At 70.4% G+C, this 1,167-nt stretch carries 1 protein-coding gene; it reads left to right on the top strand.

The genetic code is table 11. The features are described 5' to 3' along the window. Positions 1–120: 120 nt before the first annotated feature. Positions 121–1,167, top strand: a 1,047-nt coding sequence (locus tag D7Y15_RS43555) for an IS5/IS1182 family transposase (protein ID WP_148713054.1), incomplete at its 3' end; no start/stop codon positions are given.

Genomic DNA, 1,167 nt, shown 5'->3' with positions numbered 1-1,167 from the left:
GGGTCCCGTAGAAGAGAGATGACTTCAGAAGAAGGAGCCTCCTGCGCCTCTGCCGAGCAGGGGGGCAGGCGCCGCGTCGCAAAGGACCCGACTCCGCGCTTCAAGGGAGCGGAGCGCGAGGTGCTTGCCGCCGCTGAGCGACTGGTGCCGCGGGAGCACCTGGCCCGGAAGGTGCGAGAGGTGGTGAAGCGCTTCGAGCTGGGGCGGGTGGAGGCGGGGTACTCGGCGTTGGGACAGAAGGGGTATGCGCCGCGCGAGTTGCTGGCGCTCTGGGTGTACGCCAGCCTCGTCGGCGTGCACCAGGGCACGCAACTGGCGCATGCGCTGCAGACGGACCTGGCGCTGCGGCTGTTGAGCGCGGGCCACTGCGTCAGCCGCTCCGTGCTCAACCGCTTCCGCGCCAGCCAGGGCCCCCTCTTCCTGGCAGCGATGGAAGAAACCGTCCGGTGGGCCTACCAGGAAGGCCTCATCGAGGAGCAGTGCCTGGCCGTCGATAGTGTGCGTCTGCGGGCGCACGCCAGCGGCCGTCAGGTGCGCGTGCAGCGGCACTCGCTCAAGCGCCTCGAGGCATTGGCCCAGGTGGAGGTCCGCTTGCTGACGGCGTCAGCGCAAAAGCACCATGAGGACCAGGTGCAGCGCCACCAGCAGGCCGTCTTGCTGTGCCAAGAGCGGGCAGCGGCCACCGTGGTGCTCAGCAACCCCAGCGCGGGGCTGATGCAGTTTCCCGGCAATGGGGTGCACCCGGGCCACCGGGTGACGGTGGTCTCCAGTGGGGCGCGGCAGCGGCTGGTGGTGGGGGTGCTGCTGTCGGCTTCGGGCAATGACAAGGGCCACCTGGCCCAGGCCCTCCAGGAGGCGCGGCGGGTGCTGCATCAGGCCGGGCTGCCCGCGTCCGCGCAGCTTCAGGTGGCTGGCGACGCGGGCTACTGGAGCGAGGAGGACCTGCGCTTCGCCGCACTCAACCGCGCTTGGGTGGATGTGCTTCTCAAGGAGTCCTCCCCGACGGGCCCGCTGGCCAACAAACCCGGAATGCTCCCGCGCGAGGCCTTCGAGTTTCAGCCCTCGACGCGAGCCGTGGTGTGCCCGGCAGGGCGCACCATGCGGGGGCCCGTGCGCGATACCTCTGGCGCGTGCGAAGCCTACTTCGGCGTCGGATGCGCGGACTGC

Source organism: Corallococcus sp. AB030 (genome assembly GCF_003668965.1).
Classification (GTDB): Bacteria; Myxococcota; Myxococcia; order Myxococcales; family Myxococcaceae; genus Corallococcus; species Corallococcus exiguus.
This window is presented reverse-complemented; position numbering and strand designations above follow the sequence as displayed.